Source organism: Desulfuromonas acetoxidans DSM 684, from assembly GCF_000167355.1.
Classification (GTDB): Bacteria; Desulfobacterota; Desulfuromonadia; order Desulfuromonadales; family Desulfuromonadaceae; genus Desulfuromonas; species Desulfuromonas acetoxidans.
Map to the genome: position 1 here is coordinate 94,297 of NZ_AAEW02000009.1, position 22,784 is coordinate 117,080.

A 22,784-nucleotide genomic window follows, 5' to 3' on the forward strand; every position below is an offset into this window, starting at 1 on the left:
TATGTTGAAAAAAATTGTCTTTACCGCACTGTTGTTCAGCCTGATTATCCCATCGGTGTGGGCCGAGCAACTCAGTAAAATTGCCGCGGTTGTCAATGATGAGATCATTACCACCCGTCAACTGGAGCAGCGCCTGGTCAGTCGCGGCGAACGCTCGGCGACGGACGCCCAAAAGCGTCAGGAACTGGACAACATGATTAACGAACGGCTCATGGAACAACGCAGTCGTGAGATTGGTCTCGAGGTGTCGGACGACGATATCGAGACGGCGATCAACGATGTTCAGCAGCAGAACAACATCAGTCGCGAGCAGCTCGAACAGGCGTTGATCGCCCAGGGGCTGTCCATGTCCGGCTACCGTGAGCAGTTGCGCGGACAGATTTTGCGCTACAAATTGATGGGCTATGAAGTTAAAAGTAAAGTGGATATCACCCGCCAGGAGGTGCGTAACTACTATCAGGAGCACCTCGATCAGTATCGTCAGTCGCCGCGTGTCCGACTCAGCCGCCTGACTTTCCCTCTGGGCGATGATCCGACTGCGGCGCGGGAAAATGCTACAATCGCTTTGCGTAAACTCGACGATGGCGAAAGTGTTGATGAGGTTCTGGTCAATATGTCGCCACGCACCCGCATTGAAGGCGGTGAGATGGGCAGTTTTGTTGCCGGTGAGCTGTCCGAAACGTTTGAGCAGGCCATTGCCGATCTTGACAGTGGTGACCATACCCCGCTTATTCCCTTGGGAGATGCCTTGCATATCCTGAAAGTGGAGGAACGGATCCCAGGGAGTGTGGCTGATATTTCGACGGTTGAAGAGCAGATCCGCGGCGAATTAAGCCAGCAGAAAATGGATCAGAAGCTACAGGAATGGCGTGAAAATCTGCGTTCCGAATCCTACGTGGATGTTCGCCTGTAATTCATCCGTTCTCGACGTTTTTTGACCTCTGGTACACCACCCCGCCGCGATTTTTTTTGCGACGGGGTGTTTTTTTTCGACAAAAAAGTCGACAAAACCCGGCAAAAATGTCGACAATAGAGAGGTTTATCTCCTAAAACAACCTATTTGGGTGGCTTGGAATGGCTCTTGCTGTTTATACCTGTATCATCCGTATCTTTAAAACATGGTGGCGATCTACCCCGATTCTGGCAGCAATGCTGCTGGTTTTGAGCAGTCTGCTCCCGCAACATTGCCTGGCATTGGGCGGTCGCGTCGATCTGTCGTGCGGTTATGACGACAATGTGGCAGCCAGTACCGACAAACAGGGGTCGCCTTTCATGCGCTACCAGGTGCAGTTGTATCAACCGCTTGTCGATCGACCGGCTCTGTATGTTGAAGGCTATGGTTGGGCGTCATACGATGCGTTTACCCGGCTGGAGGACCGCCGGGAATTCTTACTTGGAGCCTCCTGCCTTAGACGGTGGCAAGACGGCCTCTGGCACAGCCTGTTTTATGTTGAAGGGCGCTCTTACCGCGACGATCTGGTTGGCGAAGACGAGTTCGATGCCCTTGAGGTGGGGTGTCAGGTTGAACGGTTTATTAATGAACAGATCAGCCTGGGGGTGAGCGGCTACTGTCGTTATGCTGACTACCGTCAGGGGTATAACTGGGTGTCGACGGTTTACGAAGAGACTGAAACTTCAGGCGGCCAGGGCAATGGCAATGGTAGCAATGGACAAACGACAACGCAGGAAACTCTGGTTGAGATCAACGAATCGCGTCATGACCGTGAATTCGGGATCATCGGTCAGGGGGAATACCGTTTTACGGCGGATCTGTTTTGTGATGTGAAAGTGTTTTATCAGGATAACGACTCCACCCTGTCCTGGGAATCGTACCAGGGTTATGGTGTTGAACATGGCTGGCAGATGTTCTTCACCTCCAGCGTGAGCGGCGAATTGTGGGGCAGTTGGCTGGCACGTGATTATGACAAGAGCGACGACCGTCAATGGACGGCGGCGGTTCGGCTCGACTGGCAATGGCAAAAAAATCTGAGCGCTTATGTGCAGATGCAACAGGTCTGGCAAAACTCTGATTTCTCAGATGGTGATTATACGAAAAAGGTGGCGATATGCGGATTATATTGGTTGTTCTGATCCTGATGGGCGGGGTGATCTCGGCACAGGCCGGGGAGATCCACGGGCGTGTGATGGATGTGGATCGCCAGAAGGGATCTGTGACGCTTGAAGTGGTGGATGAAAATGAAACCACCCGCGAAGTGACCGTCAAGGCCAAAAGCATCCCTGCCGATATCCGCCTGGGCGAAACGCTTCAGGTGAAAACCGACTCCGGCAACCTCAGATCAGCGGTCGTTTCCGGCAGCGTTAAAAAGAATCTCGGACGCGGTGCCGCCGACAACGATAAGACCGGTGTCCGTTCCCGGCTGCGTAAAGCCCAGAACGGCAAGAGCCATCGCGGTGGTCTGGGCGCAGGTCGAGGCCAAGGGCATGGTCAAGGACAGGGTCAAGGCCGGGGGCACCATTGAGCCCCAGAGATATCAAAGAGCAGGGCCGCTTTGTCTTGTGGCAGGCCAATCTGATCGTTTTTGCTGTGCTGGTTGCCATGGTTCTCGGCTATTTCTCCTGGCAGATGGCACAGACACGCCATGCGTTTGAAGAACATGTCAATGAACATGCGCAACTGGTGGCTGAAATCGTTGCCACCAATGTCAAAGCGGCCAGTCGCTCCCAGGAAGTTGTTGAACAGATCGTCAGTGACTTTCTCGTCAATATCGCCCGGTTTATCGCCTACCTTGATGAGGTGGAGCCGTTCAATGCCCGTGAGCTTGCAGCCTATGCCCAAGAGAACGGGCTCGAGGGGATCTGGATCAAGCGAACCGGTGAAGAAGCGGTGATGTCGCCGCCTGTCTGGTTTGAACAGCCGCTGTTCGATGTCAGCCACCAGAAGCACCTGCTGATTCACCGTGAGCAACGCCACGAATATATCCTGTTGTGGAAGGTTCCCGATAGTGCTCGACTGATTGCCGTCGGGCTACCGGCCCGTTCTCTGGAGCAACTTCAGGAGCAGATGGGGGTCAAGCAACTTTTGGCCGCCTTAAGTCGTCTTGCCGGTATTGACAGTCTGCGTCTTGAGCCGACGGCAAAAATCACCCGCCAGAATGAGTTGTACAGTCTGAGATCTTCAGCGACACAACGTCAGATTATCCTGGGCCAGCAAACCCTGCTGCTGGAGGTGGAATCGACCAGCCTCAATGAGCGTATCTCTGTGCTGTGGCGGGAATTCTTTATTTTCAGCGGCTTTCTATTTGCCGCAGGTCTGCTGTTGTCCTGGCAACTGTACCGTTATCAGAACCGCCATGTTGAAGATCTGTGGCAACTGCACCAGCAGTTGGCTGTCCAGCGTGAAGACGCCTCTCTGGGGCGGGCAGCGGCCACTATTAGCCATGAAATTCGCAATCCGCTCAATGCCATCAGCATGGGCTTGCAACGTCTGCAGATGGAATCCAGTGGTCTCGAAGGGGAGCACGAAGAGCTGCTGGTGGCGATGAGTGATGCTGTGAAGCGGACCAACGAGATTGTCCATGGGCTGCAGCGCTACGCTTTACCGCTGAAGCCGGAGATGAAAAGCGTCGCGTTTCATGAGTTGATTGAGCGTATTGTCAATCTCTATCGGCCCCAATTTGATGCCCATCACATCCGTGTCAACAGCCAGCTGCAACCCATCGAATTTGAGGCCGATGGCGATTTGCTTGGCCAGCTTGTCGAAAATTTGCTGAAGAATGCTCTGGAGGCGCAACCGCGTGGTGGCTTTGTCAGTGTCAGTCTGCTGATCGAACAGGGGCAGGCCAAACTGAGCATTGAGAACCGCACCCATGACGTCAGTGATGACATCAACAATCTGCTTGAACCCTATTTTACAACCAAGGACCGGCAAACCGGACTCGGTTTGACCCTGGTGCGCAAGATTGCCGTAGCGCACGGTGGTCAGATTACGTTGTCGATTGTCGAAAATGACTGTTTCCGGGCGCTGGTCCAACTCCCCCTGAAGAGAAATGTATGACCATCCTTGTCGTTGATGATGAACAAGTGCAACGGGAGATGTTGCAGGGCTTTTTAAATAAGCGCGGCTATAAAGTCCTCACCGCCTCCAACGGCGAAGAGGCTCTGGAACTGTGTGCCCGCTACCCCATCAGTCTGGTGTTGATGGACCTGTGTATGCCCGGTCTGAACGGGGATGAAGTGCTGGAAAAGTTGCGCGAATCAAATCCGTTGTTGCGGGTGATTCTCATCACTGCCTTTGGTTCCGTGGAAACCGCAGTCAAGGTGATGAAGCTGGGGGCCAGTGACTTTCTCGAAAAGCCCGTGGATCTTACCGAGTTGGCCCAACGCATTGAACGTTGTGAACAGCAACAGCTTATCGAACAGGATCTGAGCGAAATGGAGCAGGATCTTGAAGATGATGAGCTGCCGTTACCGGTAGCGGCGAGCAGTGAAGCTATGCAGCACCTGTTGTCATTGGTGCGCCGGGTGGCTCGCAGTCCTTGGACCGTGCTGATCCATGGCGAAACCGGCACTGGTAAAGAGCGTATTGCCCGCCTGTTGCACCAGCTCAGTGAACGCAGCAACGGACCGTTTGTCGAAGTCAACTGTGCCGCCCTGCCCGATAATCTATTTGAGTCTGAGCTGTTCGGTCATGAAAAAGGCGCCTTCACCGGCGCGACGTCGCGTCGCAGCGGACGTTTTGAAGCGGCTCAGGGGGGCACGTTGTTTCTCGATGAGATCGGCGAGCTGCCTCTGGGATTGCAGGCCAAGTTGTTACGTGCCCTGCAGGAAAAACGCATTTGCCCGGTTGGCGCTGAACTGGAACGGGAGGTCGATGCCCGGGTGCTGGTCGCGACCAACTGCGATCTGCCGAAAATGGTCCAGGAGGGTCGTTTTCGCGAAGACCTCTATTACCGATTGAATGTGTTTGAAATGCAGATCCCGCCGTTGCGTCAGCGGCGGGAAGATATTCCCATGCTGGTGGAGAACTTTCTTGAGCAATATGCGCTGCGACCTATTCAGATCGAACCCGCTGCCATGGATGCTCTGATCAAATACGACTATCCCGGCAATGTTCGTGAACTGGAACATCTGATTCAGCGTCTGGCCACCCTGGTGCGCGGCCCGGTGATTCGCCGGGTTGATCTGCCTGCTCCCCTGTTGCAGCCGCCGCAACCGGAAAACAACTCCGGGCTGTTGACCGAGCGGGTGGAGGCTGTGGAACGGCAGATGTTGCTCGATACGCTGCGCCAATATCACGGGGTACAGACACGTGCTGCCGAAGCCCTTGGTATCAGCGAGCGGGTACTGCGTTATAAAATGTCCAAATACAATTTGAATAAAGAGGATCTGAAATAACTGTGGCAGGCAATGGCCTGTTGACGGATGTCACGTCCTAAAATACGTTGACAGTTTATTCCTAAGCCACCTCCCCCATGGAGGTGGCTTTTTTGTGTACTTCTTCCGGTGTTTTCATATTCAAGCTAAGGTGCGGCCGTAGGCGGTTGTAAATAGCGACCGATTCGCGAACCAAGTCCTTCAGTTCCTGCAAATCACGACACTTAAACAACAAAAACTCTTGCTTCAGAATTCCGTTCACCCTCTCAGCCAAAGCATTTTGATAACAATCGTAACCATCTGTCATGGATGGCGTTATGTCATGACGCTTCAGCTCTTCCTGATAGATTGATGAGCAATACTGTAATCCTCTATCGGAATGGTGTAACAACGGTTTACCTGTCTGGCGTTGTCTGGCTGCTTGACGTAATGCCTTGACAACACTTTCTGCGCGTAGATTGTCACTGACCTCATACCCCATGATTTTACGGCTATAAGCATCAGTAACCAGCGATAGATAATGAACCCCTTCATCTGTTTCAACGTACGTGATGTCACTGACAAAGACCTGTTCAGCCCGATTGATATCCTGACTCGCGATAAGATTCGGATATTTTTTCATCCAGTGCCTGCTCTGCGTTGTCTTGATGAATCGTTTGACCGGTGGAACTAACAGCCGATGCTCTCGTAAATAATCAAAAAATCCATCCCGACCTAATTTGATGCCCTGAGCATCAAATTTCGGTTTCAGCAGTGAGTACAGCTTGCGACCGCCCAACCTCGGCATGAATCGTCGCAACTCCATCACCATCCCTTCGACGGGAGCCAGCTCTATGTTGCGTTGCTGGGTGCGCCTTTCTCTTTGATAAACGGCCTGCCGACTGATGCCAAGAAGCTTGCAAGCGCGGCTCAAACTTAGCCCTTTGTGTTTTTGAATGCGTCTCGCTCCTTGGCAATATACTTTTTTCTCAAGCTCATTCCGTGCTCAGAATCCAGGATATCAACAACTTCATTCAAGAGCAGATTACGAAGACGTTCATCTTCAAGTTCGCGCTCAAGTCGCTTTATCTTTTGTGCAGGGGTTTCTTTGGCTTTGGGAGTTTTGGGCATAGCGAGCCTCACTGGCTGGGTCCAATCCAACTTTCCGTGCTTTCTTAACCATGTTAGCACGGTTGAGCGACCCTGGATGCCATAGATCTTCTGGGCCTGCTTGTAGGTCATATCGCCTTTTTCTACGGCATCAACAACCTGCAATTTAAAGCCCATTGTGTAATCTCGTTGAGTCCGCCGACTCCGCTTGCTTTCTACTCTGTCCATAAATAAGTCTCCAAGGTGTAAACTTATTTCAGGACGGGACAAGATGATAAAAAAGGGCCGATGACGTATGTCACCGGCCCTTTCCGGTTCTCAGGAGGATCTCCTTACGGTGGCTGTTGTTGCCAATCATAATTTACGAATCAAATCGGTACTCCAGACTGCCCGCCGCAAACAGGGTGGTATCCTTGTCATCCCCTGATTCACGGCTGTACTCTCCCAGTATTACCAGACTCCAGTGCTGGGCAAAGCTGTAGCGGATCACCGCCTGCCCCTGATTGAGCAGCGATTGCTCGTCATCGGAGTATTCGAGCTGATATTCAAGTTGCAGATCGAGGCTCTGGGCGATTCTCTGACGGTAGTTGAGGGTCAGGTTGACCAGGGTGTCCTGTTCTTCGGTGTAATAACCGACCCCCAGAGAGGCGCGTAGTGGCGTGAACCAGGCAGGTTGATGGGTCACCTGGCCGGTGTAGTTGAACTGGTCCGGACGATCAGAGCCATAACTTTCATAGTAGATACCTGCCGAGGTTTCCCATTGTGGTGTCCACACCCAACCAAAAGTGGTGCCGGTCAGGGCCTGAGCAGTAATATCGAGTTCAACGCGGTCACTGGCGGCATCGTAGATCGGTTCCGGATCGCGCTCGCGGGCATAGCTGACATTCACCCACCACTGTTGATTGAGATAACTGACCACGGCATAGCCGGTCCACAACTCCTCGTCATCGCCCACTTGGTAAAAACCGGAATTGCCGTCGTCGCTGAATTGCTCGTAGCGTAGTCGGGTGCGGGTAAGCAGATGGGGCGACCACTGATAGTCAAAGCTTGCAAAGGGAGCTTTGCGGGTCAGGGCAAAATCGGTGTCGTTAAACAGCTCATTTTCCTGCTTGATGGTGCCGTCGATATAGCCGAGTCCGAACCGGGATTTGCCGAGAGCTTTGTCCACCTGAACCATCAGGTTACGCTCTTTCCAGCGATAGATATCATCGTCAATTTCTTCGAGATATTCGGTCTCATCCAGCCACATATAGGTGATGCGTGCCGAGACACCATGGACCCAACTGGTCTCCGGTGATTGTTGCACGGCTTCGGGCCAGTTAGTTTCTGTGGAGTCTGCCAGGCACAGTGTCGGTAACAGGACGACACATAGTACGAGACAAATACGTGTGGTCAGCTTCATAGGGGGCTCTTTCGATTTGGGGGTGAAAAGAAGCCGTTCCTCTCCCGTCGGAGAGGAACGGCTGTGCGATTAACGGCCGGATTGGGTCCGCAGACGGATCCGCTCCTGGGTTTGAAGCTGCAGAGCATCTTCAGGAACACCCGAGCCGTCGAGCAGTTGCTGACCACCTGCTGCATAGGTGTCGCACACACCATCACCATCAGCATCGACAAAATTGGTTGCGTTGGCACCCATGCCGGTACCGGGCTCGGGACGGGTATCGCCGATACCGTCACCATCGGTATCCACCAAGTAGAGGCCGGTTCCGGCACTTTCGCCGCGGAAGCGGGAGCTGGCATCAGCGGTATAGGGCAGAGAGGTGATTGCCATCATCAGTACGACAGCAGAAACGATTTTTACAGAATTCATCACAGTCATTGCTATGTCCTTTCACGTTAGAGGTTGGGGTTTCAGCGCTGTACCCTCAGACATGAGCAACCGGTGTGCCAACTTGAAAAAAAAGATAAAAATACTGTTTTTTCAGATGGTTATAAATATCAATGACGTGTCGGTTTAGCGGGGTTCTTCGACGAAACTTGTTGGTTTCGACAAAGATGTCGTTATCTGCATGGGGAATGGTGATGGTCTGAAATGAGGTTCAGACCATCACCCGTGGAACGGAAGGTGAAGAGCGGATAGCAGCACTTATTGGCGAGCGACTTGCCGCGCTGGCAACTCTGCGGGGCGGGTTGCGATTGCGGTTGGTGACGGTTGGCGCTGTGGAACGCCGACGATCCGTTGGCGCAGCGACAGGATCGCTGTTTCAACATACGCCTCAACCTGATGGCTCATTCTGGTGACCCGAGACGCTTGCTCTGCAGCAAGATCTTTGCTTGATGATGGCTGGCTGCCAAGCTGATAACGATAAAGGCGCGGCTTCTCTTTCGGTGCGATCTGCAGCAGATAATTATCCTCGATCAGGGCAACCCGCTCCTCGCCACCCGACGGTTTGATCATGGCAAAACCACCATCACCTGCGGGCAGAGCGAAGAGGTTGCGACCCCAGCTCTGATGCCGCGTGTTTTTAGAGAGCAGGCCAAGGATGCTGGGAACGATATCAACCTGACTGGCGACCGTGGTTCGTGTTTGCGGAGCCAACATGGATGGCGCGTAAAACAACAGTGGCACATGAAAACGCGACAGATTCATGCTGGTGACCATCGGTGAGCTGGCAAAGCCGTGGTCGCCGGTGATGACAAACAGAGTGTTGTCGAAATACGCCTCCTGACGGGCCAGGCGAAAAAATTCTCCCAGGCTCCAGTCGGCAAAACGCATGGCGTTATAGCGCCCTTCCTGGCCTGCCGGGGCGTCAACCGCTGTGAAAGGCAGAGGATCAGGCAGGTTGAACGGAGAATGATTCGACAGGGTCAGAATGGTGGCGCAGAACGGCCCCTTCTTGGCCCGCTCACGGAACTCCGCGTTGGCGCGACGAAACACATCAATATCGGAAACACCCCACACCGGGTCGACAAAATAGGGATTGACATAATCATCCCGGCCGATGAACTCCTCCATACCGTGCTGGCGGAAAAATCCTTCCTTATTGTCCCAGGAAAATTCACCATTATAGAGAAACAAAGTCTGGTAGCCCCGTCGCTTGAGCAGTTCCGGAAGACAGGACATGGCCTGGTTGGCTTCCATCATCTTCATCAGGTACTCATAACCGGGCAGGTTAGGCCATGATGCCATGCTGGCGTAAACCCCCTGATGGGTGTGGGTTCCGTTGGAAAACGCGCGGGTGAATAGCACACCCTGTTTGGCCAACTGGTCAAAGTCCGGCGTGATCGGCGCGGCTTGGCCGAGAGCCCCGACCATCCGCCCGGCAAAACTTTCCATCAGGATAACCACAACATTGGGGGGGCGATCAGAGATCGGCTGTAATGGCGCAGGGTTTTGCGACTGACGCAGCAGGGGAAAAATATCGGGCTGCTGCAGGGTGTCGCGCTGGGTCAGGACCAGTTGACGGGTGGCCTTGAGAGCCTCTTCATCCTTCATGGCCGCAGTCCAGGATTCCTGAGTGCTGTAGATCTGGTCCCAGGCCGTGCGCCCCAGAGTGAACATGCCATTGAGAGCCAGATGATTGGCAAAAGGTTGTTCGGAAAAGAACGCGTCTCCCCAACGCAGCGGCTCATGCTGGAATCCGCCGCGCATGGCAAACACCATCAAGACGATGAACAGAGTGTTGCCCATGGTGCGCCCGAGGCGATCACGAATCGCCAGCGGCGGTGCAGGTGTTTGACGCAGTGAGCGCAGAATGCGGCGATGAATAGGCCATAAGGTGCCAAAAACCAAGGCTGCAACCAGCAGATGGCGTACGACCGGATAGCCGTCCCATACCATGCCGCCGACGGTAAAAGGATGGCTGAGGTATTCGAACACCAGGCTGTTGTAACGACTTTCAAATTCACGATAAAAGTTTAACTCGGCAATCCCGCCGATAATGAGGATTGCCAGCAACAACGGCATCAGCCAGCTGAGCATGCGTCGGCTGCGATGGCTGAACACCAGTAACAGAAATAACGGTGCCAGCAGATAGGTCGCTGTCGCCAGATCAAATCGCAACCCAACCACAAAACTGTTGAGCAATGTTGTGGTATCGACACCTTTTGTCAGCGAATGGTTGTAGGCCAATAGAGCTGCTCGCTGCAAGCCAAACACGCCTAACAGCACCAGATACCACTTGAGGATAAAGCGGCTCTCGTGGGAAATAAACTGACGGGTCAGGCGCTTGCCGCGCACTTTGAGTTTAAGGCAACGGTTCATCGTTTTTCCTAATGTTTCGTGGGCAGAGGATGTTCAGCGGGGTTTATCACCAGCGGGGCGAACAGAACGGCAATCGTCCAGCACAGGATCAGTGTGGCAATGCTGTGTGAAATAAAATGAGCGCCACGGACCAGCTGGCCGAATGTGAACAGAAGTCCAAGAATCATGCTGAAGGACAGTCCGGCCATGGCGAACGACCGCGAATGGCGCTGGCCGATAAAATACAGGCCGATGAGGGAAAAAGCGCCGGAGGCGTGTCCGGCTGGAAAACAACGTCCGGGACCGCCTTTGGTTGTCGCCTGCCGTTTGTTGTTCAGTGCCAGAATGGGCTGGTACGGAATTGTGCCGCCATAGCGCTGGTAGTGCTTGGGGCAGTGGCGGTGGGTGATTTTTTTACCGATAGCGGTCAAACCCGTTCCCAGCGCGATACACAACAACAGGTAGCCACTGACGCGGCGCGCCTGACGCCAATGCGAATGGTGGGAAAACGACAACGCAAAAAGAAGCAGGTCGGTTGCGGCAATGACCACGATCAGATGACGGCCACCGTCGTGAAGTAATTCATTGGCCCACCAACTGTGTTTATACGGCCAAAGACCTTGAGCGCTATCAAAGAAGAGATCACTGCACAGCAGGTCCCAACCCCGTCCATCAAACAGGTAAAACAGACCGAAAAGCAGGGGCAGAGGGATCGCGAGATGGCGAAAATAAAAACGAAGCATCGCCATTACGGACTGTGACGTTTAAACACCGCCAGATGCAGGGAGTGCACCAGCGGCAGTTGCGCCAGGTCGTTGATCAGGGTGAAGCCGTTGGCGGAAAAGTGTTTTTTCAGCTCCGACAAGGGGGTGATGTTCTGTACCGATTTGCGACCTGTCAGCCGACAACGCAAAGCCCGTTTGACGCTGGTTGGCGACCAGGGACTCAGATAGGAGATCAGCACAGTATCTTTGGTGACCCGGCACAGCTCGTCGATAATCTCGCGGCGGTGCTGCGGTGTGGGCAGATGGTGGATGAGACGAAAGCACAGCAGCCCGTCAAACTGATGGTCAGAGTAAGGCAGGTCAAGCAGATCCGCTTTCTCTATCCGCGCATTCAGGTCCTGACGCTCCACGGCCTGTTGTGCTACATGCAGCGCGCCTTCGCCCAGATCGACGCCGGTGACGTCGAGTCCACGATGTGCCAGCAAAATGGTGGCCCGGCCAACACCGCACGGGGCATCGAGCCAGGTGCGCGGCAGCGGGGAAAGGTGGTCGACGGCTCGCGAGATCAGGGCCATTTCAGCCGCGTGTTTGTGCAGCTTCCGGGAAGAGTATTTTTCAGCTTTGTCGAGACTGTGTTTGATGCGTTGGCGATGATTCTGCTCAGTTTTGACCTTTGCAACATGGGGGGCGGTCGAAGCCAATTCATGCATGTGGAATTCCTTTGCAAAAATAAGGTGAATCATGAGACGTACCCGATGACTACATCGCTCTATTTTGCAAAGAGTTTGCCGTTTTGTAAGTGGCTGTAAAATAAGGGAAAGATGTTCTTTTGGCGGGCATCTTGTACAAAGATTTGTACAAGATGCCCGTTCTGGTTCTTCAATAGACAAAAATTTTTACAGCGTCCGGTGCGGTCAGACGAGATGGTATTTTTTCAGCTTGTACTGCAGGTTACTGCGACTGATCCCGAGCAGTTCCGCCGCTTTGGCCTGGACGCCGCGCGCATCAATGAGGGCGGCCTGGATCAGTTTCTGTTCAATGGTTTCCAGATGCTCGGGAAGTGGTTGCTGCAGCGGCATTGCTGCTGTTTCTGAGCAACCGTTGTGGTGTGGTGCTTGGCTGTGGAATTGTTGCGGCAGGTGGTTTTGTTCAAGAGTGGGGCCGTCACAGAACAGCAGACCGCGTTCGAGAATGTTCTGCAGTTCGCGGACATTGCCGGGCCACTCGTAGTGATACAGGTCGTGCTGCGCCTGCGACGACAGTTGTGGCAGCGGGCAGCCCATGTCGCGGGAAAGACGTTCGAGAAACAACTGGGAAAGTAACGGGATATCCTCGCGGCGATGACGCAGTGGCGGCAGATGCAGTGACACCACATTGAGGCGGTAGTACAAGTCTTCGCGAAATGTCCCCTCTGTGATCATCTGTTCCAGGTTGCGATGCGTGGCGGCGATGATGCGGATATCGCTGCTGATCTCGGCTGTGCCACCGACCCGACGGAAGGTTTTCTCCTGCAGAACACGGAGTAATTTCGGTTGCAGATTAAGGGGGAATTCGCCGATCTCATCCAGAAACAGTGTGCCGCCGTCTGAGACTTCCATCAACCCTTTCTTCCGTTCCAGAGCCCCGGTAAAGGCGCCGCGTTCGTGGCCGAACAGTTCGCTCTCCAACAGGTTTTCTGCAAAGGCAGCGCAGTTGATGGAGACCAGCGCCTTGTTGCTGCGCGGGCTGAGTCGGTGCAATGCCTGGGCGACCAGCTCCTTGCCTGTGCCGCTCTCTCCGGTGATAAGAATCGACGTTTTGGCCGGCGCCACCTGGGCGATCTGGTTGCGTAGCGATTCCATGGCCGGACTGTTGCCGACCAGGGTGCGATCGCGGTTTTGCTCCAGTTCACGGCGCAGCAGCCAGTTTTCATTCTGCAGTTTTGAATAATCCAGCGCCTTGTCCACCGTCAACAGCATCTCTTCGTTATCAAAGGGCTTGAGCAGATAGTCAAACGCACCGATCTTCATGGCTTGCAGGGCGGTCTGAACCGTGGCATAGGCAGTCAGCATGATAAAGGGCACCGGTCCGATCTCGTCGTTGACATGACGCAGAAAGTCGATGCCGCTCATGCGCGGCATCTTCAGATCGGAAATGATCAGATCAATCTGTTCGCCCGACAGGATGTCGAGCGCCGCATAAGGGTTGTCGGCGCGGGTCACATGATGGCCGACACTTTCCAATAACTGGCCGAGAACGATGCGGTAGTTTTTTTCGTCATCGACGATCAGGATGTGGGCCATCAGTGGGTCTCCAGAGGCAAGGTGACAACGAAACGACTGCCGTGGCCGGGCTGGCTGGTGACATGAATATCACCGCCGTGACTCTGGGCAATGTTATGGGCCGTGGCCAGGCCGAGGCCGGTGCCGCCGTCTTTGGTGGTGAAAAAAGGGTTGAAAATTGTCGGCAGGACCTCTTTGGCAATCCCTTCGCCATTGTCCGTGACAATGATGTGCGCCTGGTTGTCCTTTTTGAGCGCATGAATTACCACATTGCCCTGTTCTGAACAGGCCTCAATGGCGTTGAGCAACAGGTTGAGCAGCAGTTGTTGAATCATATCGGCATCGACATAGACCGTGGTTGTCGGATGGGCGGGTGAAAACGTCAGTGCCACCTGATGCTGTTCGGCAACGGGGCGCAGTTGTTCCACGGTTTTGTCAATCAGGTTTTCCAGTTGGTACGACTTGAGCTGTGGCTCGCCCGGTCTGCCGAAACGGAGAAATGTTGTCACCAGATCATTGAGGCGGGTGCTCTCCTCACGAATGACATCAAGCAGATCCAGCTGGCCGGAGTCGGTTGGGTTGATGTGGTTTTGCAGCAGTTGCGCTGACGAGGCGATGATGCCCAACGGATTACGGATTTCGTGCGCCAGACCGGCGGACATTTCGCCCAGCGCTGCCAGACGGTCGGTGCGGCGCAGGTTCTCTTCGGCCTCTTCCAGTTTGCGTAGCGAATTTTGTAACGCATTGCGGTTGTCGAGCAGCAGATCATTGAGGTGCTTTTGTTGTTTCAGTTGGCGACGGTGCTGTTCGGAAAACCCATGCATGAGGATCCCGACGATGAAAAAAGTGGTACAGGAGATGAGAAATTCCGGCAGATCTTCAGCGCGATTAACCGGATCACTCCAGATGGCATTGGGGATCAGCGCCAGGTAAAACAGCGAGGAGAACAGGCAGGTGGCCAAGGTGTGTAACAGCGTCAGATTGGTGCCGGCGACGACGATGGGTAGAAAATAGATGATCCAGTAGTGGCTCTCTTCGTGACCGGTTGTCGCCCAGATCAGCAGAGTGCACAGCAGCAGATAGATGGCCAGATGCAGCGTCATCAGCCCGGAATCCGACAGTTGTTCAGCGCTGAAACGTTGGTCCGTCGCCAGATGGTAGGTGGCGATCAGAATAAACGACAGACTGCCGTAGAGCAGGCTGGGCCCTTTGAAGTAGGCCAGCAACAAGGCAAACAGGCACAACAGCAGGCCGTTTTTGATGATTTGCAGCGAGGTATTCATAACCGCTTCAGTATGAAACCTGTTGAACAGCAAGGCAAGAGAAACCTCTCAGCACGCCGTGGGCAGGGCACCTCAGGCGGTTTGCGCCGGCGTTGGTTTCTGGGCCAGATAAACGGCGAACAGTTCAGCCAGCTGCTCAATGGCTTGCAGGTCACGTACCGAGTACCCCTCGTCATTGTTGGCTAACGCGACCTGTCCGACGATGCGCTCGCCATCGTCTACCGGCACCGCCATAAAATGGCGCAGCGGTTTTTGAATCCCCCCAGCCAAATGCGCAACATTGAGACGTTCCAGTCCGTTGAAGTAGACACCGGTTTTACGATTATATACCGCGTGCAACAGGGAGCCGCGTCCCGCTGCTGCTGCCGGAATGGTGGCGCTGCCGTTGCCGCAAAATTCCTCAAACAGTGAGGTGTAGTCCCACAATAATTGGCTGCCGCCGGGATTGATTGCGGCGATAAAACCATGGCGGCTGTCGGTGAGATTGCGGGCATGACTGAGCAGTTGTCGGGCGATTTCATGCTGGTCGGCATGTTGTTGAACAATGGCGTGCGACAGACTGGCCAGACGACTGTTGAGGGAGACTTCCCACTGCAACGCCTGTTCATCACGCTTATGGTGGGTAATGTCGACAAAGCATTCAATGCCGCCGATCACCTCGCCCTGGTTGTCACGCAGCAGATTGGCATTTTTGCTGATGGTGAGCAGGGTGCCGTTTTTATGACGAATGGTACATTCACGCCCCATCACCGGCTTATCGATCTGTTGATTAAACAGTCCGCACTGACGAAGACAGGGAGACAGAGCAAAGCGGTAACAGGAGTTGCCGATCATTTCATCAGCACGGTAGCCGGTGAGTTGTTCCGCCCGATCGTTCCAGCTGGTGATGACACGACGGTGGTCGACGGTGAAGATTGCACACGGAACCACTTGTTTAAGCAAGTCGGATCTGACTTGGGTATGGATCTGACTTTGGCGGCATTCGTCGAGGTCATCAAACAGTCCGTTGATCTCCCGGGTCAGCTCTGCGGTAACCAGATGTTCGGACAGCGGCTTCGGCTGATGGTGTTGACGGCGTTGGCGGACCTGATCGGCCAGATCTGAGAGTGGTTGTTGTGCCCGGCGCGAAAACACCCACGCCGTTACAAGGGTGATGGCGCTCAGCAGAAGGCTGATCATGAATAGCGCTGCCAGAGACGTGGCGTGAGACGCCATATAGGCCTGACGAGGGACGTTGACCCGGATCAGTGCAATTGGGGTTTTGCCGATGTCAAAAAGCAGCGTTTTTGCTTCGATAACCGTGTTATTGATGGTCAACTGCGGGGCCTGAGCCTGCTTGATGAGCGTGACGAATTGTTGCGGGTCGTCGTGGGTTATCTGTGCCAGATCGGTCAGATCAATGTCGAGGTGCAGCCGACGTGACCAGTCAGCGATCACCTCCGGGGTGAGGCGACGGCACAGGATCACAGTGTCATCACCATGGTCGGGGTGGTCCGTGCTCATGGTGTGGGTTGCCACCAGACTGATGCCCTGTTCGCTGTGCAACAGGCCGCTGATGGCGGAGCGGGCGCTGAGCTGGGTGAGATTGAATGCCGCGCGGTACAGTTCGGTGTCATGGTCGCGCTGCTGGGCATTGCTTCGGCTAAACAGCAACGTGCCCCGCTTGTCAAGGACGACCACTTCATCAAGACCGTGGTGATGCAGCATCTCCTGGGTCAGACGATGGGACCACGACAACTCGGCAGGAGGTGTTTCAGCCTGGGTGGCGTCGACACTGGTGTAATCCTTGGCCAGGGCACTCAGTGCATCCAGCTCGACACCGACAAGGGTTTGAACCTGTTCGCAATGATGAAAGGCCACTTCTTGTTCCAGATGGCTAAGTTGCGGAAGGATACCGAATCCGTAGGTGATATACACCAGCGTGGCCATGCAGGCCAACGTTGCAATGCCAATTAGAACCGGGCGAAATTTTTTTGGGGTGGCGGCAAACATGATCAGTCCTTTCAGTAGGTTATAAGGCATAAGGCGCTTTTCACCGTTACTGGCATGCTCAATTGTCAGCCGATAAAAGAGGGATAATCAGTTAAACAGCAAAAAAGGTACCAATTGCTTTTGACGGGTGAAATCCCCCCCGGTGGGCTGCTGAAGTTACCCGTGTTCCCCTTTGAACTGCCATATCTTGAGACGCTGGTGTGCGAAATTGGGACGCTCTGTCACGGCGTGAATATTTCCCTTGGAGACCTTCTACAGGACGATTTTTGCGGGGCGGGTTCTAACATATTGAAAATATATGAACAATTCTTGTTTTGTTCCGGTTGGAGAAATCAGGCGTCTTTATTGCAATTCCTTTGTTTAGGCACACCTCCTGTGCTGTTGGTAGCACAGTGAGGGGCACAATCCATTCAAGGGAGAATGACCTATGGTTCAACAGGTGACTACGGACGAACAGCGAGGTGCGGTGGAGCAGTTCCTGGCACGGTTCGATCTGGACTATGAGCCGGAACATGATGATTTGCTGGGCGTCTGGGATGCCGGTGGGCAGCTTGTGGCGTGTGGTGCCCGTCAGCAGGCATTGCTGAAGATGATCGCCATTGATCCTGCCGAGCAGGACAGTCCGATGTTCGGCCAGCTTGTTGGCACTCTGGTGAAAAAAGGCTTTGAGGCCGGTGTGGAAACCTTCTTTGTCGTCACCCGACCACAACACACCCTGAGTTTTGAAGCGGTCAATTTTCGTTTGCTGTGTCTGACCGACCAGGTGGCGCTTTTGGAATACGGCCCGGGACTGAGCGCCTATATTGAGCGTCATCACAACGTACGCCATCATGGCAACAACGGTGCCGTGGTGGTTAACGCCAATCCGTTTACCCTTGGTCATCGCTATCTGATTGAGACGGCCGCGCAGCAAGTGGATCGGCTTTATGTGTTTGTGGTCGAAGAGGAGAGCTCCAGCTTCCCCTTTGCCGTGCGTTATGACCTGGTCTGCCAAGGGGTTGCCGATCTCGACAATGTCGAGGTTTTGCCCAGCGGTCCTTACGCGGTCAGCGCCATTACTTTTCCCGGTTATTTCCTGCGTGACAGTGCTTTGGTCGAAGCGCAGCAACATCAGCTTGATGCGGTGTTGTTTGCTCGTCAGTTGGCACCTCGATTTACCATTTGCCGTCGTTTTATCGGTAGTGAGCCCTATTGTGCCGTGACCCGACGTTACAACGAGGCATTGAAGAAAATTCTGCCCACATTGGGGATTGATGTTGTCGAGGTGCCGCGTGCGACCACCAACGGTGGAGCGATCAGTGCTTCAACCGTGCGCGAACTGCTGCAACAGCGTGCGATCAACACACTGGAGAAGCTGGTGCCGTCGACCACGTTGAATTACCTCGAGTCTGCCGCATTTAACGGGCTTAGCCCGGTGGCCGGGAGGCACTGATGAACGTGTGTTGTAAAGCCCAGGCTGGCACCATGCAGTCGAGTGACCTGATGGTGTTTGTTGAACCGGCGGACACTTTGATCATTGAGATCGAATCGACGGTTCTCAAGCAATTTGAACACCTGATCCGGCAACGGATTGAGGATAAATTAGAGGAACTTGGTGTGATGCAGGTCAAGGTGCGGGTCAGTGATCGCGGCGCACTGGATTACGCTATTGATGCTCGTATCGAAGCAGCGATCCGCCGGGCGCAGGGAGAAAAGTAATGGAAAATGTGTGGTTTAAGGAGTGTTCCGGTGGGCGTCGCTTTCTGGTCAAGATCTCTCAAGGCGAATGGCTGGTGGAATCTCTGTGCCGTTTTGCTGCCGAAGCGGGTGTACGCAGTGCGGTGATCCTTTCTGCGGTCGGCTCGGTCACCCGGGTGACTTTTCGTGGCATCAAAGCCGGAGCCAAGTTGCCGATCACTGAAGCGCGGATGACGGTCCATGATGTTGAAGGTCCGCTGGAGTTGCTGGGCTTGGAAGGCAATATGGTGCCCAATGATCAGGGGCAGTGTGATTGTCACCTGCATATTCTCATGTCGCGCTCATCCGGTGAAGTGATCGGTGGTCACCTGTTTGATGCGCGGGTGTTTGCCAGTTGCGAAATCATCCTCAGTGAATTTCACGGGGCTGGTGTGGAACGCCATATGTCGCAAAGTGGCGGGATTTCGACCATCTATCTGGAGGATTAAGCCATGAAGGATGAGCTTTCCCTGCGGCGCTCTTTGCTCTATGTGCCGGGCAATATGCCGTCGATGTTGCAGAACGTGCCGTTGTTCCTCTGTGATGCGGTGTTTGTCGATCTTGAAGACGCGGTGCCACTCAACGAAAAAGACGCCGCGCGTATTCTTGTCAGCCGTTTTGTTGCCTCCTATGTCGATCGCAATAAAGAGGTGTTTGTGCGTATCAATGCGCTGGATACTCCGTGGGGGCATGACGACTTGCGTCAGGTGCTGCCTTCACGGCCAGACGGGATTCGCCTGCCCAAGGCCGACACGCCTGAGATTGTCGAGCGGCTTGATACCCTGCTCACCGAGATGGAAGAGGAGCTCGGGGTTGCCATCGGCACGTTTAAGGTCATTCCCTCGATTGAAAGCGCCCTGGGCGTCATCAATGCCATCAAAATCGCCCGCTGTTCGTCGCGGGTGATTGCCCTGGCGTTTGGCGCCGAGGATTACACCGCCAGTATGGAGATCGAGCGCACCAAAGGGGGCGAAGAGTTGTTCCATGCCCGGGCCCGGGTGTTGTGGGCCGCCAAAGCCGCCGGCATTCAGGCTATCGATACTATTTTTGCCGATGTTGGCGATATGGACAGCTTTCGCCATGAAGTGCAATTGATCAAGAATCTCGGTTTTACCGGCAAATCTTTGGTCAATCCCCGCCAGATTGCGGTGGTGCATGAGGTGTTTGCACCGAAGCAGGGGGAGATTGATTACGCCCTGCAGGTGATTGAAGCGATTATCCGGGCGCGGGAAATGGGCACAGGAGTGATCTCCCTTGATGGAAAAATGGTCGATGCCCCGGTGGTCAAGCGGGCGGCGCGGATGATCAAGACCGCCGTTTCACAGGGGTTATTGGAGTATGAACTCGATGATGAGGTGATTTATGGCGCGCACTAGTCTGGGACGCTGGATTCCGGAGTCGTTTCACGGCCGGATTTGTCAGCCCTATCAGGACCCGTTTTCACGGCAACCCGACCAGCAACGGGCCAGTCGTCCGTTGCGACGAATCAATCCTGGCCACAACAAGGTCATCGCGTCACTGACCGAGGCTATTGAAGCTGCCGGACTCCAGAACGGCATGTGTATTGCCACCCACCACCATTTGCGTAACGGCGATGCTCTGCTCGGTATGGTGGTGCGTGCCATTCACGCTTTGGGCTTGCGGGATATTGTCATCGCTTCCAGCTCAATCCATCCGGTGCATGCCGAATTGCTGCCCTACCTTCACGACGGCACCATTGCTGCGTTTGAATGTGGCGTTAATGGTTTAATCGGTGAGCTGGCCAGCAAAGGGGAGATTACCTGCCCCATCACGGTACGTACCCATGGTGGCCGGGCACGTGCCCTGATGAGTGGCGAAGTGCAGGTGGATGTGGCGTTTATTGCCGCACCCTGTTGCGACTGTTACGGCAATATCAATGGTTTTTCCGGGCCGTCGGCTTGTGGTTCTCTCGGCTATGCCAAGGTGGATGCTGACTATGCTCAAACCGTGATTGCCGTGACCGACAATCTGCAGCCCTACCCGGTCGCGCCGATCTCCATTGCCCAGACCCAGGTGGACTATGTAGTTGAGGTGGAACGCCTTGGTGATCCACAGAAAATCGTCTCCACGACGACCCGCACCACCACCGATCCCATCGGGCTGATGATTGCCGGTTATGCGGCCGAGGTGATTGAAGCGTCGGGCCTACTCAAAGATGGTTTTTCCTTTCAGACCGGCAGTGGTGGCACCAGCCTCGCGGTGGCCGAGCGGGTGCGCGACAAGATGCTGGCCGGGAAGATCAAAGGCAGCTTTGGCAGTGGTGGCATTACCGGCTATTTTGTCGACATGCTCGAACACGAATTGTTCCGCAGTTTGTTTGATGTGCAGTGCTTTGATTTGCAGGCCGTGCAGTCCATTGGCCGTCATCCCGGTCATGTCGAGATCGATGCTGACATGTACGCCAACCCGTTCAATCGGGGGGCGGTGGTTAACCAGCTCGATGTGGTGATGCTTGGTGCCACTGAAGTGGACGTGGATTTTAATGTTAATGTCAATACCGAATCCAACGGCTACCTGTTGCACAACACCGGTGGCCACAGTGATACCGCCGCTGGTGCCAAACTGTCGGTGATCACGGTGCCGTCCATTCGTGGCCGGCTGCCGATTGTACGTGATGCGGTGACGACAATCACCACGCCGGGAGAGACCATCGATGTCATTGTCACCGAGCGCGGTATTGCCGTCAATGAACGCCACGATGATCTGCGCCGCGAACTGGAGAAACGCCATCTTCCAGTCAAGGATATTCGCCAGTTGCAAAAAGAGATTATCGCCCTGACCGGTCAACCCAAGCCTGTGGAGTTCGAAGATGATGTTATTGCAGTCATTGAATATCGAGACGGAACCATCATCGATTGTGTGCGACGGATTAAGGCGTGACCTGCTCGACGCCCGTGAACAGCGTCAATGGGAGATCGACCAGTTTATCCAATCCGGCCATGCCGCAGTGATTCAGATCGCCACCAATTTCCCCGGTGCCGACAAGGCTCCCGAAGGGTGTGAGGCCCTGGTGGCCTGGGCACAGACGCAACTTGAGGAACAGTTGCAGGCGGTGACGGTATTGCACAGCCGCGATCGGGCCGGAGTGTACAGTTTGCTGATCAGCTCACAGGATGCAATCCGCTGCAAACAGATGGCGATTGATGTCGAACTGTCCCGTCCGTTTGCCCGTTTGCTTGATATTGATGTTTACGGTGCGCTCAGTGGTCAGATTCACCGTCAGGCGTTGGGCTATCCGGCCCGCCCCTGTCTGTTGTGCGAAGCGAATGCCATGGACTGTATAAGGAGTGAACGTCATGATCAGGATGCCGTTATACGCGCCGCTTACCACCATTTGCAGAACTTTACCCGATGATCGGCTCAGTGAGGCGTTCTGCCGTGGTGCGCGACGTGAGCTGCTGCTGACGCCCAAGCCGGGGCTGGTCGATGTGTTTGACAACGGCTCCCATGACGATCTCAACCTGATCGTGATGCAGCAGTCCATTGACCTGCTGCCGCTGTATTATCATGACCTCATGGCCATCACGCTCTCCCCCTTTGACCCTGAGGTGGTTCGCACTGTCGGCCTGGCCGCCGAAGAACGGATGATGATCCACTGCGGCACCAATACCCATAAAGGCTACGTGTTTCTTAGTGGCCTGGTTTTACTCGCCCTGCGTTATGGTCGCGACCTGCGCCATAATCTCCGCCAATTGAGTCGACAACTGTTTGCCGGTGGTCGTCAGAGCGGCAGTCACGGTGTCGCCTGTCAGCATCTCTACGGCTGCACGGGAATTGTCGGAGAGTGTCTTGACGGTTTGCCGTCGCTGTTTGAACACGGGTTGCCCTGTTATCGGAGCTATCGCAATCAGGGGATGGATGAAACCCGCGCCGGACTGGCTTTGATGGGACGACTGATGCAGGTGGTTGAGGACACCACCAGTTATCACCGGGCTGGAATGCACGGTGCCACGGTGATCCGGCATGATGGTGTTGTTCTGGAAAAACGCCTGGCTGCCGGTGGGCAAGTGGAGGACTGGCTGGTGCAGCGTAACCATTATTATCGTCAGTTGAATCTGACCATGGGCGGTGTTGCCGATATGATGGCGTTGACCTTTGCCCTGGATCAGCTGCTTGATGAAGAAGGAGCTGCGTCATGATAAGATTCTATGATATAAACAGGAGATAGGATTAATCTTAT

21 protein-coding genes are annotated in these 22,784 nt (G+C 54.4%); 12 read left to right on the forward strand and 9 right to left on the reverse strand.

Annotated elements, in window-relative coordinates; genetic code table 11:
- Position 1: 1 nt before the first annotated feature.
- The 5 genes from DACE_RS09200 (at position 2) to DACE_RS09220 (ending at position 5,355) form a co-directional block, all read left to right on the forward strand.
- A complete protein-coding gene (locus DACE_RS09200; RefSeq protein ID WP_006000596.1) occupies positions 2-913 on the forward strand; it encodes a SurA N-terminal domain-containing protein in 912 nt (303 codons plus the stop codon).
- A gap of 161 nt (positions 914-1,074) precedes the next feature.
- Positions 1,075-2,091, forward strand: coding sequence for a hypothetical protein (locus DACE_RS09205; protein WP_006000598.1), 1,017 nt, complete (start codon positions 1,075-1,077; stop codon positions 2,089-2,091).
- Positions 2,067-2,480, forward strand: coding sequence for a hypothetical protein (locus tag DACE_RS09210; protein ID WP_006000600.1), 414 nt, complete (start codon positions 2,067-2,069; stop codon positions 2,478-2,480). Before DACE_RS09205 ends, DACE_RS09210 begins: the two co-directional genes overlap by 25 nt.
- On the forward strand, positions 2,477-4,015 hold the full coding sequence (locus DACE_RS09215) for a sensor histidine kinase (RefSeq protein WP_006000602.1): 1,539 nt from the start codon (positions 2,477-2,479) through the stop codon (positions 4,013-4,015). Before DACE_RS09210 ends, DACE_RS09215 begins: the two co-directional genes overlap by 4 nt.
- Positions 4,012-5,355 carry a sigma-54-dependent transcriptional regulator gene (locus DACE_RS09220; protein ID WP_006000604.1) on the forward strand — a complete coding sequence of 448 codons (1,344 nt, stop codon included), beginning with the start codon at positions 4,012-4,014 and terminating at the stop codon, positions 5,353-5,355. Before DACE_RS09215 ends, DACE_RS09220 begins: the two co-directional genes overlap by 4 nt.
- 61 nt (positions 5,356-5,416) lie before the next feature.
- Here the strand turns inward: DACE_RS09220 and DACE_RS17900 are convergent.
- The 9 genes from DACE_RS17900 to DACE_RS09270 all read right to left on the reverse strand — a co-directional run bounded on the left by DACE_RS17900 (position 5,417) and on the right by DACE_RS09270 (position 16,897).
- Positions 5,417-6,651 (reverse strand): IS3 family transposase gene (locus DACE_RS17900; RefSeq protein WP_238326411.1). Its coding sequence is split into 2 segments (ribosomal slippage): positions 5,417-6,280 and positions 6,283-6,651, totalling 1,233 coding nucleotides; the frame shifts between segments, so codons are not numbered across the junction.
- Between the two features lie 133 nt (positions 6,652-6,784).
- Positions 6,785-7,825 carry a hypothetical protein gene (locus DACE_RS09235; protein ID WP_006000607.1) on the reverse strand — a complete coding sequence of 347 codons (1,041 nt, stop codon included), beginning with the start codon at positions 7,823-7,825 and terminating at the stop codon, positions 6,785-6,787.
- Between the two features lie 69 nt (positions 7,826-7,894).
- Positions 7,895-8,242 carry a hypothetical protein gene (locus tag DACE_RS09240; RefSeq protein WP_006000609.1) on the reverse strand — a complete coding sequence of 116 codons (348 nt, stop codon included), beginning with the start codon at positions 8,240-8,242 and terminating at the stop codon, positions 7,895-7,897.
- Between the two features lie 267 nt (positions 8,243-8,509).
- Positions 8,510-10,627: an LTA synthase family protein gene (locus DACE_RS09245; protein WP_006000611.1), complete on the reverse strand. Its 2,118-nt coding sequence runs from the start codon at positions 10,625-10,627 to the stop codon at positions 8,510-8,512.
- An 8-nt stretch (positions 10,628-10,635) separates the two neighbouring features.
- Positions 10,636-11,355, reverse strand: a complete 720-nt coding sequence (locus tag DACE_RS09250) for a phosphatase PAP2 family protein (RefSeq protein WP_006000613.1) — start codon at positions 11,353-11,355, stop codon at positions 10,636-10,638.
- The gene (locus DACE_RS09255; RefSeq protein ID WP_040366742.1) at positions 11,355-12,041 is read right to left on the reverse strand and encodes a class I SAM-dependent methyltransferase; all 687 of its coding nucleotides are present in this window, start codon (positions 12,039-12,041) and stop codon (positions 11,355-11,357) included. The genes DACE_RS09250 and DACE_RS09255 overlap by 1 nt, the downstream gene beginning before the upstream one ends.
- A gap of 204 nt (positions 12,042-12,245) precedes the next feature.
- Positions 12,246-13,613, reverse strand: coding sequence for a sigma-54-dependent transcriptional regulator (locus DACE_RS09260; protein WP_006000617.1), 1,368 nt, complete (start codon positions 13,611-13,613; stop codon positions 12,246-12,248).
- Positions 13,613-14,875: a sensor histidine kinase gene (locus DACE_RS17265; protein WP_050769995.1), complete on the reverse strand. Its 1,263-nt coding sequence runs from the start codon at positions 14,873-14,875 to the stop codon at positions 13,613-13,615. Before DACE_RS17265 ends, DACE_RS09260 begins: the two co-directional genes overlap by 1 nt.
- A gap of 72 nt (positions 14,876-14,947) precedes the next feature.
- Positions 14,948-16,897: a GAF domain-containing protein gene (locus DACE_RS09270; protein WP_006000620.1), complete on the reverse strand. Its 1,950-nt coding sequence runs from the start codon at positions 16,895-16,897 to the stop codon at positions 14,948-14,950.
- A gap of 397 nt (positions 16,898-17,294) precedes the next feature.
- On the opposite strand from DACE_RS09270, the gene citC reads away from it, so the two are divergent.
- The 7 genes from citC to DACE_RS09305 are packed head-to-tail and all read left to right on the forward strand — an operon-like array spanning position 17,295 to position 22,743.
- On the forward strand, positions 17,295-18,299 hold the full coding sequence (gene citC / locus DACE_RS09275; protein WP_006000623.1) for a [citrate (pro-3S)-lyase] ligase: 1,005 nt from the start codon (positions 17,295-17,297) through the stop codon (positions 18,297-18,299).
- Complete coding sequence (citD, locus tag DACE_RS09280) at positions 18,299-18,565, forward strand: citrate lyase acyl carrier protein (protein ID WP_006000625.1); 267 nt, start codon at positions 18,299-18,301, stop codon at positions 18,563-18,565. The genes citC and citD overlap by 1 nt, the downstream gene beginning before the upstream one ends.
- A complete protein-coding gene (locus DACE_RS09285; protein WP_006000626.1) occupies positions 18,565-19,032 on the forward strand; it encodes a PPC domain-containing DNA-binding protein in 468 nt (155 codons plus the stop codon). Before citD ends, DACE_RS09285 begins: the two co-directional genes overlap by 1 nt.
- A 3-nt stretch (positions 19,033-19,035) precedes the next feature.
- Positions 19,036-19,959: an HpcH/HpaI aldolase/citrate lyase family protein gene (locus DACE_RS09290; protein WP_006000627.1), complete on the forward strand. Its 924-nt coding sequence runs from the start codon at positions 19,036-19,038 to the stop codon at positions 19,957-19,959.
- The gene (gene citF, locus DACE_RS09295) at positions 19,946-21,484 is read left to right on the forward strand and encodes a citrate lyase subunit alpha (protein WP_006000628.1); all 1,539 of its coding nucleotides are present in this window, start codon (positions 19,946-19,948) and stop codon (positions 21,482-21,484) included. The genes DACE_RS09290 and citF overlap by 14 nt, the downstream gene beginning before the upstream one ends.
- Positions 21,414-21,959 (forward strand): citrate lyase holo-[acyl-carrier protein] synthase, encoded by a 546-nt coding sequence (gene citX / locus DACE_RS09300; RefSeq protein WP_006000629.1) that lies wholly within the window; start codon positions 21,414-21,416, stop codon positions 21,957-21,959. Before citF ends, citX begins: the two co-directional genes overlap by 71 nt.
- A complete protein-coding gene (locus DACE_RS09305) occupies positions 21,901-22,743 on the forward strand; it encodes a triphosphoribosyl-dephospho-CoA synthase (RefSeq protein ID WP_006000630.1) in 843 nt (280 codons plus the stop codon). The genes citX and DACE_RS09305 overlap by 59 nt, the downstream gene beginning before the upstream one ends.
- Positions 22,744-22,784: the final 41 nt, after the last annotated feature.

What these genes read in the sequence shown, in the direction of transcription:
- DACE_RS09200 (WP_006000596.1), top strand. Translation starts at nt 2, where the DNA reads ATGTTGAAAAAAATTGTCTTTACCGCACTGTTGTTCAGCCTGATTATC.
- citX (WP_006000629.1), top strand. Translation starts at nt 21,414, where the DNA reads ATGATGTTATTGCAGTCATTGAATATCGAGACGGAACCATCATCGATT.
- DACE_RS09305 (WP_006000630.1), top strand. Translation starts at nt 21,901, where the DNA reads ATGATCAGGATGCCGTTATACGCGCCGCTTACCACCATTTGCAGAACT.
- DACE_RS09260 (WP_006000617.1), bottom strand. Translation starts at nt 13,613, where the DNA reads ATGGCCCACATCCTGATCGTCGATGACGAAAAAAACTACCGCATCGTT.
- DACE_RS09205 (WP_006000598.1), top strand. Translation starts at nt 1,075, where the DNA reads ATGGCTCTTGCTGTTTATACCTGTATCATCCGTATCTTTAAAACATGG.
- DACE_RS09250 (WP_006000613.1), bottom strand. Translation starts at nt 11,355, where the DNA reads ATGGCGATGCTTCGTTTTTATTTTCGCCATCTCGCGATCCCTCTGCCC.
- DACE_RS09245 (WP_006000611.1), bottom strand. Translation starts at nt 10,627, where the DNA reads ATGAACCGTTGCCTTAAACTCAAAGTGCGCGGCAAGCGCCTGACCCGT.
- DACE_RS09290 (WP_006000627.1), top strand. Translation starts at nt 19,036, where the DNA reads ATGAAGGATGAGCTTTCCCTGCGGCGCTCTTTGCTCTATGTGCCGGGC.
- citD (WP_006000625.1), top strand. Translation starts at nt 18,299, where the DNA reads ATGAACGTGTGTTGTAAAGCCCAGGCTGGCACCATGCAGTCGAGTGAC.
- DACE_RS09285 (WP_006000626.1), top strand. Translation starts at nt 18,565, where the DNA reads ATGGAAAATGTGTGGTTTAAGGAGTGTTCCGGTGGGCGTCGCTTTCTG.
- citC (WP_006000623.1), top strand. Translation starts at nt 17,295, where the DNA reads ATGGTTCAACAGGTGACTACGGACGAACAGCGAGGTGCGGTGGAGCAG.
- DACE_RS09255 (WP_040366742.1), bottom strand. Translation starts at nt 12,041, where the DNA reads ATGCATGAATTGGCTTCGACCGCCCCCCATGTTGCAAAGGTCAAAACT.
- DACE_RS09220 (WP_006000604.1), top strand. Translation starts at nt 4,012, where the DNA reads ATGACCATCCTTGTCGTTGATGATGAACAAGTGCAACGGGAGATGTTG.
- DACE_RS09270 (WP_006000620.1), bottom strand. Translation starts at nt 16,897, where the DNA reads ATGCCTTATAACCTACTGAAAGGACTGATCATGTTTGCCGCCACCCCA.
- citF (WP_006000628.1), top strand. Translation starts at nt 19,946, where the DNA reads ATGGCGCGCACTAGTCTGGGACGCTGGATTCCGGAGTCGTTTCACGGC.
- DACE_RS17265 (WP_050769995.1), bottom strand. Translation starts at nt 14,875, where the DNA reads ATGAATACCTCGCTGCAAATCATCAAAAACGGCCTGCTGTTGTGCCTG.
- DACE_RS09210 (WP_006000600.1), top strand. Translation starts at nt 2,067, where the DNA reads ATGCGGATTATATTGGTTGTTCTGATCCTGATGGGCGGGGTGATCTCG.
- DACE_RS09240 (WP_006000609.1), bottom strand. Translation starts at nt 8,242, where the DNA reads ATGACTGTGATGAATTCTGTAAAAATCGTTTCTGCTGTCGTACTGATG.
- DACE_RS09235 (WP_006000607.1), bottom strand. Translation starts at nt 7,825, where the DNA reads ATGAAGCTGACCACACGTATTTGTCTCGTACTATGTGTCGTCCTGTTA.